Origin of the sequence: Microbacterium sp. 22179, assembly GCF_052045715.1 — a bacterium.
Classification (GTDB): Bacteria; Actinomycetota; Actinomycetes; order Actinomycetales; family Microbacteriaceae; genus Microbacterium; species Microbacterium galbinum.
Genome location: NZ_JBQEPJ010000006.1, coordinates 206,566 through 217,363, shown reverse-complemented (window position 1 = coordinate 217,363; position 10,798 = coordinate 206,566). Strand labels below are relative to the sequence as shown.

Below are 10,798 nucleotides of genomic sequence, written 5' to 3'. Positions count from 1 at the left end.
GGTACTGCAGGGGGGACCCTGTGGGAGAGTAGGACACCGCCGGACTTCTTTTAAGTAAAATGGCCACCCAATGCTGGGTGGCCATTTTGCGTTTATAGGGATAGGAATCATCATGCCGGAAGACGACCAGCGCCGCCCGCGTCGCGACAACGACCGCGGAGCCCGCAACGAGCGCCCTTCCGGCGGACGACCGAACTATCGCGAAGGGGGGCAGCGCCGCGAGGGCGGCTATAACCGCGACGGTGGTTCTGCTCCGCGTCGCGAGGGCGGCTACAACCGCGACGGTGGCTCCGCGCCCCGTCGCGAGGGCGGTTACAACCGCGATGGTGGTGCTCCGCGTCGTGAGGGCGGCTATAACCGCGATGGTGGTTCCGCGCCCCGTCGTGATGGCGGGTACAACCGTGACGGCGGAGCCCCGCGTCGTGAGGGTGGGTACAACCGTGACGGTGGTGCCCCGCGTCGTGAAGGTGGGTACAACCGTGACGGTGGTGGCCCGCGTCGTGAAGGTGGGTACAACCGTGACGGTGGTGCCCCGCGTCGTGAAGGTGGTTACAACCGTGACGGTGGTGCCCCGCGTCGTGAAGGCGGGTACAACCGCGAGGGCGGTGCTCCCCGTCGTGAAGGCGGGTACAACCGCGAGGGCGGTGCTCCCCGTCGTGAGGGCGGCTACAACCGTGATGGTGGGTCCGCGCCGCGTCGCGAGGGCGGCTACAACCGCGACGGTGGTGGCCCGCGTCGCGAAGGCGGATACGACCGCGACCGCGCGCCGCGCCGTGAAGGCGCCGGCGCTGGCCGCTCCTACCCGCAGCGCGGGGGAGCGGGGCGTGAGCGTCCTGTGCAGGCGACGAACGAGCGTCCTCGCTTCGATGAGCCGCAGATTCCCGAAGAGGTCACCGCGCGCGATCTCAATGGCGCCGCGCGCAATGAACTCAAGACGCTGAGCAAGGAGAACGCCGAGCACGTCGCTCGTCATCTCGCAATGGCGTCGCGACTCATCGACGAAGACCCCGCGCTGGCACACGAGCACGCCCTCGCAGCGTCGCGCAGCGCCGGACGTATCGCGATCGTTCGTGAAACCCTCGGGATCACGGCCTACGCGACCGAGGACTTCGCCCTGGCGCTGCGCGAGCTTCGCACTTTCCGTCGTATCTCCGGAAAGGACGACCAGATCGCGCTCATGGTCGACAGCGAGCGCGGCATCGGTCGTCCCGACCGTGCGCTCGAGACCGGACGATCCGTCGACCGTTCCACGCTGGCGACTCCCGTGCGGGTCGCGCTGGCGATCGCGATGTCGGGTGCTCGTCTCGACCAGGGCGACCTCGAACTCGCTCTCGGTGAACTCGAGATTCCCGAACTCGACCCCGATCGCGCCTTCGAGTGGAGCCCGGCACTCTTCGCCGCTCGCGCCGCTGTGCTCGAGGATCTCGGTCGTGATGACGAAGCGGCGTTCTGGGCGCACCGCGCGGAGGTCGCCGCCGAAGCACTCGGTATCGACGAGGCAGGCGACGAGGAGATCTTCATCGAGGACGGCCTCATCGAGGGCGAATTCGATGACGACGCCGAGGACGCCGACACGGAGGACGAGACCGCCGCCGAAGCGACTTCGGAGTCCGAAGCGTCAGAAGACTCGGTTCCCGAGTCGGATGCCGTGGACGCCGAGCCGTCCGTCGACGACGAGGTGCGCGAGCTCCTCGGCGAGTCCGACGACGACTCCGAGACGCCGGGGGCCTGAGTGGCGCTGTTCTCCAAGAAGCGCGCGGCAGTGACCCCGCTCGACGGGGTCGACACCGTCCTGGCCGACCTCGATGGTGTGGTCTACGCCGGTCCCGGAGCCCTTCCGTACGCCGTCGACAGTTTGAACGAAGCGGCACGTCGTGTGCGTCTCGGGTACATCACCAACAACGCGTCCCGCACGGATGCGTCGGTCGCTGCCCACTTGACCAGCCTCGGTCTCGAGGTCGCGCCGCATGACGTGGTCACCAGCCCTCAGGCGGCGATGCGGCTTCTGGCCGATATCGTCCCCGCTCCCGCCACGATTCTGGTGGTCGGGGGAGACGGCCTCGTCGACGAGCTGCAGAAAGCCGGATACACCGTCACCCGCAGCGCGCAGGACTCCCCGCAGGCCGTCGTACAGGGCTTCGCACCCGAGGTGGCCTGGACGGATCTCGCCGAAGCATCCTTCGCCTTGCAGCTGCCGGAGGACGAGGGTGGCATCCCCTGGATCGCCACCAACACCGACTGGACGATCCCGCGTGAGAGGGGCGTCGCCCCGGGCAACGGCACGCTCGTCTCGGCAGTGCACACGGCGGTCGGTCGGCTCGCGACCGTGGCCGGAAAGCCCGAGACGCCGATCTTCGACGAGGCCATCGCGCGCTTCGACGCGAAGAAGGCGCTCTTCATCGGCGATCGGCTCGACACCGACATCATGGGAGCCAATCGCGTCGGCATCGATTCGGTGCTCGTCCTGACCGGCATCGACCGCCCGAAGCATGTTCTGGCGGCTCCCGAGGGGTCGCGCCCGACGTTCATCGTGAGCGACCTTCGGGAGCTGCACCAGCCGTACCCTGCGACCGTCGAGCGCGACGGCGTCTTCTACGTGAACGGGGCCGCGGTGCGCGTGCACGGCGCCGATGTCGAGATCGTCGCCGACGCCGGGGAGCAGATCGACCTCCTCCGCGCGGGTGCGGCCGCGATCTGGGCGTCGGGAACCCCGGTGTTCGTCCTGCGCGTGCCCGAGCACTTGTACGACGATCCGTTCCACCGTCCCTGATCGCAACCGGTGTCCGGTTCGTCGCCTGCGCCGTGGCGACCGCCGCTGTCCGAGGCGCCGCGTACAGTGGAATCCGTGAGCGAAGATAAGACGAGCACCCCGACCGACGGGCTGTGGAGCCGGCTGCGTCTGATCGAAGGACAGCCGTTGCCTGCGCGCGCCGACGCCTACTCGGCCCTGCACGACGACCTCGCGCGACGCCTCGAGAGCGGGGCGAAACTCGACCCCCGGGAGACGCCGACACGATGACGCGCCTCGATGCCGCCCTCGCCGCGCGGGGACTCGCTCGTTCGCGCACGCACGCCGCCACTCTGATCGCCGAAGGACTCGTGTCGGTCGACGGCACGCCCGTCGTCAAAGCGTCCACCGCGGTGACGGACTCCTCCGAGATCTCGATCGCAGGCGCAGATCACTACGTAGGTCGGGCCGCGCACAAGCTGATCGCCGCGCTCGACGGCTTCGATGTCGACGTCGATGGGCGTCTCGCCCTCGACATGGGGGCATCCACCGGCGGCTTCACCCAGGTGCTCCGTGAGCGCGGTGCTCGTCGGGTCCTCGCGGTCGACGTCGGTCACGGACAGCTCGCGCCGTCGATCGCGGCGGACGCCTCCGTCGTCTCGATCGAGGGGTACAACGTCCGCCACATGACCCCCGGGAATCTCGCGGAGGCGACCGGGGAACAGGCGTTGCCCGATGTCATCGTCGGTGATCTCTCGTTCATCTCCCTCGAGCTCGTGCTCCCGGCTGTCTCGGGAGTCGCAGCCCCGACGGCAGACATCGTCCTCCTGGTGAAGCCGCAGTTCGAAGTGGGCCGCACCGCGGTGCGCGGTGGACTCGTCACCGACCCGGCGACTCGCGCCGATGCCGTGGCGCGAACCGTGTGGAGCGCGTGGGACGCGGGGCTCGGGATGCTGGGCATCCTTCCCTCCCCGATTCTCGGAACACACGGCAACTCCGAATACCTCGTCCATCTCGCGCCGGGGCGCGGTAGCAATCCGACAGAATGGTTGGATCGCATCAACGCTTTGGCAGGAGGACGATGAACGAGCGCAACATCCTGGTCGTCGCCCACGCCGGTCGCGCCGACACGGTCGCGGCTGCACGGCGGGTGATCGAGTCCCTGCGCGGTGCGGGCGCGCGACCTGTGCTGGCGTCGGACGACCGCTCCGAGCTCGCCGCGGTCGACGCGTTCTTCGCCGACGTCGCCGAGCTGGGCACCACCGTCGATCCCGGAACTCTCGAGCTCGCGATCGTGCTCGGCGGCGACGGCACGATCCTGCGGGCGGCCGAGCTCGTGCGAGAGACCGGGGCGCCGGTGCTCGGCATCAACATGGGCCACGTCGGCTTCCTCGCCGAGATCGATCGTGACGATATGGACGACGCCGTGCGGCGCGTGATCGCTCGCGACTACGAGGTCGAAGAGCGTCTGGCCCTCTCGGTGCGCGTCAAGGATGCGGATGGCGCGGTCGTCTACGAGACCTGGGCTCTCAACGAGGCGACGGTCGAGAAGGCCAGCCGGGAGCGCATGATCGAGGTCGTGCTCGAGATCGACGGGCGCCCCCTGTCGAGCTTCGGATGCGACGGAATGGTGATCTCGACCCCCACGGGCTCGACCGCGTACAACTTCTCGGCCGGCGGTCCCGTGATCTGGCCGAGTGTGGAAGCGATCGCCGTCGTGCCGCTCTCGGCGCACGCGCTGTTCGCCAAGCCTCTCGTCGTCAGCCCCGACGCCGCCGTCGCGATCGAGATGCTCGAGCGTACGGACGGCTCCGGCATCCTCTGGTGCGACGGACGTCGATCCCATGAACTTCCGCCGGGTGCGCGAGTGGTCGCGCGCCGCTCGTCGCGGCCCGTGCGACTCGCTCGTCTTCACCCGACCGCGTTCACGGACCGCCTGGTGCGCAAGTTCCAGCTCCCGGTCGAAGGATGGAGAGGGCAGGAGGTGCCGTCGTGATCGAAGAGATGCGGATGCAGGGACTCGGCGTCATCGATGATGCCGTGCTGCCGCTGGGTCCCGGGTTCACGGCGATCACCGGCGAGACCGGTGCGGGAAAGACCATGGTCGTCACCGGCCTCGGGCTGCTGCTCGGTCAGCGCGCTGATTCCGGCGCGGTGCGCGCCGGGGCCGCCCAGGCATCCGTCGCCGGCGTATGGATCGTGCCCGAGACCGGACCGGTCTCGGAGATCGTGTCGGATGCCGGTGGCGAACTCGAGCCGGCCGGCGCAGGTCGTTCCGAGCTCTACGTGTCGCGCACGCTGAGCGCCGAGGGGCGCAGCCGCGCGAGCGTCGGCGGACGAGCGGCCCCGGCGGGCGTGCTCTCGGCACTCGCCGACGAGCTCGTCGTGGTCCACGGCCAGTCCGAGCAGCTGCGGCTGCGATCCGCGGCCGCTCAACGCGACGCCCTCGACCGCTTCGGTGGAGCGCCGATCGCATCCGCACTCCAGACCTACGTCATTGCGTTCGAGCGTTGGCGGGCGTTGGATGCCGAGATCTCCGACATCAGCGAGAATCGCGACCGCCGCGCCGACGAGGCGACCCGGTTGAGGGAGGCGCTCGCCCTGATCGAGGCGACGGCGCCCGAGACGGGGGAAGACGAGGAACTCGCCGAACGGGCGGAGCGCCTCGCGAATTCCGAAGAGCTCCGGCTCGCGGCATCCGTCGCCCATGGGGCGCTCTCGAACGAAGAGGGGGAGCCCGACGCCTCTGCTCTGGTGGCCGAGGCGCGACGCGTGCTCGAGCGGGTGACCGATGCCAAGCTGGCGGCGATCTCCGAAAGCCTCGCCGACATCGGTTACCGCCTGACCGATGTCGCCGGTCTGCTCTCCGCGTACCTGGCCGACCTCGACGAGTCCGGTCCGCACGAGCTCGCGGCCGTCGAGGAGCGGCGTGCCGCCCTCGGCACCCTGATCCGTGCGCACGGCTCCCTCGATGAGGCGCTCGAGGTGTGGCAGACGGGCTCGGCCCGGCTCGCCGAGCTCGACGACGATGACGACCGCCTCGAGCGGCTGCTCGCCGAACGCGACGCCGCTCGCGAAGAGCTCGATGTCGCGGCGGATCGTCTGACCGCCGCGCGCACCGAGGCGGCGGAACGTCTGGGCGCCGCCGTGACCGACGAGCTGCATGCGCTGGCGATGCCTGACGCTCGCCTCTCCGTCGCGGTATCGACGGGATCCGAGAGCACCCATGGTCGTGACGATGTCGCGATCCTGCTCGCTCCGCATCCGGGCGCCGAACCGCGCTCCGTCGCCAAGGGCGCCTCGGGAGGAGAGCTCTCCCGCGTGATGCTGGCGATCGAGGTCGTCATCGCCGCGACCGATCCTGTGCCGACCTTCGTCTTCGACGAGGTCGACGCCGGCATCGGCGGCGCAGCGGCGATCGAGGTCGGGCGGCGACTCGCCCGGCTTGCAGAGAAGTCGCAGGTGATCGCGGTGACGCACCTCGCCCAGGTCGCGGCGTTCGCCACGAACCACCTGTCCGTCGTGAAGTCCAACGACGGAGCAGTCACCGCCTCGAATGTGAGGCGGCTCGACGGTGCGGATCGAGAGGCGGAGATGGCTCGTCTGCTCTCCGGACTCGCCGATTCCGACGCCGCACTGACCCACGCCCGTGAACTACTCAGCCTCGGTCGCTGAACGAACTGTTAGGATAGAAGCCCGTGATGAACTCTTCTTCTGCGGGACCCAACAACGACACCACCAAGCACATTTTTGTGACGGGCGGTGTCGTTTCGTCTTTGGGTAAGGGGCTCACCGCAGCGAGCCTGGGAAACCTGCTCACGGCCCGCGGAATGCGCGTCGTGATGCAGAAGCTCGACCCGTATCTCAACGTCGATCCGGGAACGATGAACCCGTTCCAGCACGGCGAGGTCTTCGTCACCGACGACGGTGCCGAGACCGACCTCGACATCGGCCACTACGAGCGTTTCCTCGACATCAACCTGTCGCAGGCCGCGAACGTCACGACCGGCCAGATCTACTCGCAGGTCATCGCCCGTGAGCGCCGGGGGGAGTACCTCGGCGACACCGTCCAGGTCATCCCGCACATCACCGACGAGATCAAGCGCCGCATGCGCCTGCAGGCGTCGGAGGACCCGCGCCCCGACGTCATCATCACCGAGGTCGGCGGCACCGTGGGCGACATCGAGTCGCAGCCCTTCCTCGAGGCGGCCCGCCAGCTGCGCCACGAACTCGGTCGCGACAGCGTCTTCTTCGTGCACGTCTCCCTGGTCCCGTTCATGGGAGCCTCGGGTGAGCAGAAGACCAAGCCGACCCAGCACTCGGTCGCGGCCCTCCGCCAGGTCGGTATCCAGCCCGACGCGCTCGTGCTCCGCAGCGACCGCCCGGTGAGCGAGAGCAACCGCAACAAGATCGCCCTCATGTGCGACGTCGACGTCGAGGGTGTCATCAACACCGTCGACCTGCCGAGCATCTACGACATCCCGTCCACGCTCAACGATCAGGGCCTCGACTCCTACATCGTGCGCCGCCTCGGACTCGACGCCAAGGCGGCCGATGTCGACTGGACGCGCTGGAACAAGGTGCTGCACGCGGTCCACAACCCCAAGCACGAGGTCACGATCGGGCTCGTCGGCAAGTACATCGACCTGCCCGACGCGTACCTCTCGGTCACCGAGGCGCTGAAGGCGGGCGGCTTCGCGCAGGAGACGAAGGTCAACATCCGCTGGATCCCCTCCGATCTCTGCGAGACGCCAGAGGGTGCGCAGGAGCAGCTGTCGCAGCTGGACGGCATCTGCGTTCCCGGCGGCTTCGGCATCCGCGGCATCGAGGGCAAGCTCGGCGCCCTGCGTTTCGCCCGTGAGCAGGGCATCCCGACCCTGGGCCTGTGCCTCGGACTGCAGTGCATGGTCATCGAGTACGCTCGCCACGTCGCCGGCATCGAGGGCGCGTCGTCGAGCGAGTTCGACCCCGAGACCTCCGAGCCGGTCATCGCGACCATGGCGGAGCAGGTCGAGATCCTGGACGGCGGCGACCTGGGCGGCACGATGCGTCTGGGCCTCTACCAGGCGACTCTCGCCGAGGGGTCGCTCGCACGCGAGGTGTACGGCGCGCCGCAGGCATCCGAGCGTCACCGTCACCGCTACGAAGTGAACAACGCCTACCGCGGTCGTCTGTCCGACGCCGGCCTGGTCTTCTCGGGCCTGAACCCCGAGCTCGACCTGGTCGAGTACGTCGAGCTGCCGCGCGACGTGCACCCGTACTACATCGCCACCCAGGCTCACCCCGAGCTGCGTTCGCGCCCGACCGACCCGCACCCGCTGTTCCGCGGTCTCGTCGGTGCCGCCATCGAGCGCCACCGCGCGAGCGAGCTGTTCGACGTCGACGCGGCCGCCGATGCCTGAGACTCACGTCGACGCGGGCGATCTCCACGACGAGCCCTTCGAACCCGAGGTCCTGCAGAGCGACCTCGCGTTCGAGGGGGCCGTGTGGGACGTCCGCGACGACCGGGTGCGTTACGGCGACGGTGAGATCCGTCGCCAGTACGTCGCCCACACCGGTGCGGTGGCGATCCTCGCGCTCGACGACGACGGGCGCGTGCTGCTCATCCAGCAGTACCGGCATCCGATCCGTCACCGTGACTGGGAGCTGCCCGCCGGGCTCCTCGACGTGCCGGGGGAGGAGCCGCTGGAAGCGGCTCGCCGAGAGCTCGCCGAAGAGGCCGACCTCACCGCTTCCCAGTGGGAGCCGCTCGTCGCATCGTGGACGACTCCGGGCGGAAACGACGAGCTCATCCACATCTTCCTCGCGACGGGACTCTCGGATGCCGAGACTCCGCACGCGAGAGAAGACGAAGAGGCCGACATCCGCGTCGAGTGGGTTCCCCTGGCGGATGCCGTCGACGCGGTGCTCGCCGGGCGCATGCGCAACGGCATCCTGAGCCTGGGCGTGATGGCGGCGACGCTGAGGCTGCGCGACCGGGGCTGAGGATGCTGCTCGCGCGCGCCCTCGACTCGTATCTGCGTCACGTCACGATCGAGCGCGGCCTGAGCGACCACACGGTTTCCGCCTATCGACGAGACCTCGACGGCTATATCACCTGGTTGTCGGAGCAAGGAGTCACGGATACCTCCGAGGTCACGGCCCAAGTAATCGGCCGGTTCATCGAGGAGCGCTCCTCGGAGGTGCCGCCGCCTGCTGCGACCAGCCTCGCGCGACTGCAGTCGTCCGTGCGCGGATGGCACCGGTACCTCGCGCGCGAGGGCATCGAACAGGACGATCCGAGTGGGCGCCTGCGACCGCCGAAAGCCCCCCGGAGACTGCCGAAAGCGCTGACGATCGACCAGGTCGAGAGGTTGCTCCGGGCGCCCTCGTCGGAGGAGCCGATCGGCATCCGCGACCGTGCGCTTCTCGAGCTGCTCTACGCGACCGGTGCGCGCGTGTCGGAGGCGGTCGGACTCGACGTCGACGATCTGGCCCACGGCGATGTGCTGCGTCTGCGTGGCAAGGGGTCGAAGGAGCGCATCGTTCCCATCGGGTCGTTCGCCCGCGACGCCGTCGACGCGTATCTCACTCGGGTGCGTCCGGGTCTCGCCGCGAAGGGGCGGGCATCGGCGCGCCTTTTTCTCGGAGCGCGGGGGGCGCCGCTCTCGCGGCAGAGCGCCTGGCTGGTGATCCGTTCGGCCGCCGAGCGTGCGCAGATTACGGCCGAGGTCTCGCCGCATACGCTGCGCCATTCGTTCGCCACGCACCTGCTCCAGGGCGGAGCGGATGTGCGCGTCGTGCAGGAGCTCCTCGGGCATGCCTCGGTGGCCACCACCCAGATCTACACGCACGTCTCGGTCGACACCCTCCGCGACATCTACGCGACCTCGCACCCGCGTGCCCGCTGACGCGGCGCGCTTCTCGCGTCGGCATCCGGGTGCTGATCCGGTGGATCAGTATGCCGGAAGCCTCCGAGTCCCCCTCCAAACGGGCCCGAGTACCGCGTCGAGGATGGGTGACGACTATACGGTGAAGACTTCCCTTCGACAAACATTGGAGTCATTCGTGCGCTCATCCACCTTGCTCGCTCCTGTGGCTGCGATCGTCATGGTCGCTCTCGCCGGCTGCTCGGCGACACCGTCCACCGGCGATGCCGACGACGCTGCGCTGACCGCCGAGGATTCGCCTCTCTCCGAGTATCTCGATGCCTCCTACTCGGCGGGGCTCTCGCCGGAAGACCAGGACAAGAAAGACGCAGCCGTCTGGGACGCGGGGGAGGAGCTCATCGCCGAATGCATGAAGGACCAGGGCTTCGAGTACACGCCTGCCGCATACGTCTCGGAGAATACGGTGACCGTCGATGAAGGCGATTGGAGACCGGATGATGAGGATTGGGTCGCCGAGTGGGGCTACGGCATCACCGACTCTCCTGCGAGACATATGTCGGCAGATGAAGCCGCGCCGGATAGCGCGGGGACGAGTCCGAATCTTGACTACCTCGGCACGCTGTCGCAGGTTGAACTGGAGGCGTATCTGGAGGCACTCGATGGGCCCCCTGCTGATCCGGAGGAGCTCGTCGACGGCGAGAGCGTGTACGACTGGGAGGAGTCCGGCTGTACGGGGCGTGCCTATCACGAGGTGGTCGGAGAGCAAGCCGACTTGAGTGAATTCGATGGTCTGTGGGAACGCATCCATGCGTTCGAGAAAGACGTCGTCGACGCTCCGGAGTTCGCCGACCTCGACGCAGGCTGGTCGTCGTGCATGTCGGATGCCGGCGAATCGGGCTTCACTCGCCAGGAGGATGCATGGCAATCGATTACGGACGCGATGCCCGAGCCGAAGGAAGCGCCGGAGGGCGGGTCAGCGGCCGAGGAGTACGAGAACCCGATGGATGACCCCGTAGTCGCAGAGCTGCATGAGCGAGAGATCGAGCTCGCGCTCATCGACCTCGAATGCCGCACGAAGACGGACTATTACCAGTCAGCGTTGAGGATTCAGTTCGAGCTCGAGGAGCAGTTCATCGCGGCGAACAAGACCGAACTGGACGCGTACAAACTCGCGGCAGAACAGGCGGGCTGAGTTCAGGGG

The 10,798-nt window shown here is 68.4% G+C and carries 10 protein-coding genes; all 10 read left to right on the top strand.

Going from position 1 to position 10,798, the window contains the following annotated elements:
• Positions 1 to 112: 112 nt before the first annotated feature.
• Complete coding sequence (locus tag ACTJKK_RS14385; protein WP_440748488.1) at positions 113 to 1,732, top strand: primosomal protein; 1,620 nt, start codon at positions 113 to 115, stop codon at positions 1,730 to 1,732.
• Positions 1,733 to 2,770 carry an HAD-IIA family hydrolase gene (locus ACTJKK_RS14380; protein ID WP_440748487.1) on the top strand — a complete coding sequence of 346 codons (1,038 nt, stop codon included), beginning with the start codon at positions 1,733 to 1,735 and terminating at the stop codon, positions 2,768 to 2,770.
• Positions 2,771 to 2,845: 75 nt separating this feature from the next.
• A complete protein-coding gene (locus ACTJKK_RS14375; protein WP_247622030.1) occupies positions 2,846 to 3,019 on the top strand; it encodes a hypothetical protein in 174 nt (57 codons plus the stop codon).
• Positions 3,016 to 3,813, top strand: a complete 798-nt coding sequence (locus ACTJKK_RS14370; RefSeq protein ID WP_440748486.1) for a TlyA family RNA methyltransferase — start codon at positions 3,016 to 3,018, stop codon at positions 3,811 to 3,813. Before ACTJKK_RS14375 ends, ACTJKK_RS14370 begins: the two co-directional genes overlap by 4 nt.
• Positions 3,810 to 4,724, top strand: a complete 915-nt coding sequence (locus tag ACTJKK_RS14365) for an NAD kinase (RefSeq protein WP_440748485.1) — start codon at positions 3,810 to 3,812, stop codon at positions 4,722 to 4,724. Before ACTJKK_RS14370 ends, ACTJKK_RS14365 begins: the two co-directional genes overlap by 4 nt.
• Positions 4,721 to 6,403 (top strand): DNA repair protein RecN, encoded by a 1,683-nt coding sequence (gene recN, locus ACTJKK_RS14360; RefSeq protein ID WP_440748484.1) that lies wholly within the window; start codon positions 4,721 to 4,723, stop codon positions 6,401 to 6,403. Before ACTJKK_RS14365 ends, recN begins: the two co-directional genes overlap by 4 nt.
• A 26-nt stretch (positions 6,404 to 6,429) precedes the next feature.
• Positions 6,430 to 8,130, top strand: a complete 1,701-nt coding sequence (locus ACTJKK_RS14355; protein WP_440748483.1) for a CTP synthase — start codon at positions 6,430 to 6,432, stop codon at positions 8,128 to 8,130.
• Complete coding sequence (locus ACTJKK_RS14350) at positions 8,123 to 8,713, top strand: NUDIX domain-containing protein (RefSeq protein ID WP_440748482.1); 591 nt, start codon at positions 8,123 to 8,125, stop codon at positions 8,711 to 8,713. The genes ACTJKK_RS14355 and ACTJKK_RS14350 overlap by 8 nt, the downstream gene beginning before the upstream one ends.
• Positions 8,714 to 8,715: 2 nt before the next feature.
• Positions 8,716 to 9,618: a site-specific tyrosine recombinase XerD gene (gene xerD, locus ACTJKK_RS14345; RefSeq protein ID WP_440748481.1), complete on the top strand. Its 903-nt coding sequence runs from the start codon at positions 8,716 to 8,718 to the stop codon at positions 9,616 to 9,618.
• Between the two features lie 157 nt (positions 9,619 to 9,775).
• Positions 9,776 to 10,789 carry a hypothetical protein gene (locus ACTJKK_RS14340; RefSeq protein ID WP_440748480.1) on the top strand — a complete coding sequence of 338 codons (1,014 nt, stop codon included), beginning with the start codon at positions 9,776 to 9,778 and terminating at the stop codon, positions 10,787 to 10,789.
• The last annotated feature ends 9 nt before the right edge of the window (positions 10,790 to 10,798 follow it).